This is a genomic window from Eubacterium sp. 3_1_31, from assembly GCF_964249515.1.
GTDB classification, from domain to species: Bacteria; Bacillota_I; Bacilli_A; order Erysipelotrichales; family Erysipelotrichaceae; genus Longicatena; species Longicatena caecimuris.
The window spans coordinates 1-553 of sequence record NZ_CAXUBY010000119.1 but is presented as its reverse complement, the minus strand read 5'-3'; the positions used below and the strand labels follow the sequence as shown (position 1 = coordinate 553).

Sequence of the window (553 nt, the reverse complement as noted above, 5' to 3'; positions counted from 1 at the left end):
CTTCGTATCTGAAAGATGAAACTGCCTGGCAATAGATGCAGAGGAACGGCTGAGATCCTTCATAGCTTCTAGGATGAGCATAGGTGTAATATCAGTAGATTGTTTATATGGCTTGAAGAAAGGATAAGATTCATTGACATAAGTCTTACAGTTAGTGCATTTCCACTTTCTCTGGCTAACGATAAAGATAATGCAGGTAGAATCCTGTAAAATAGGGTGTTTGATTTTTCTCTTATAGATGCCTTTAGAAGCATCCTGCATGAGCAGTTAGGGCAGTAAGTGGGTATAGGCGGTCTTGAAATATAGACATATTTCGTATCGCCAGCAACTTCAACATTATCAATACTGATAGAGCCATCATCAGGTAGGCTCAGCAATTTAAAAATATAAGAATAATCCATGAGTTACCTCCTTTTAACAGAGAGCATAACCATGAAATATTATAAATAAAGAAACAGGCAGATTCACCTATTTCTCATTTGAAATAACCCCCTAAAGTCTAGACCCCTAAAGTTGCCCCTAAATTTCAGACCCCTAAAGATTTTGGATACCC

The 553-nt window shown here is 37.6% G+C and carries 1 protein-coding gene; it reads right to left on the bottom strand.

All coding sequences use genetic code 11. The features are described from left to right. Positions 1-68: 68 nt before the first annotated feature. A complete protein-coding gene (locus ACESSZ_RS16505; protein WP_243642702.1) occupies positions 69-401 on the bottom strand; it encodes a hypothetical protein in 333 nt (110 codons plus the stop codon). Between the last annotated feature and the right edge of the window lie 152 nt (positions 402-553).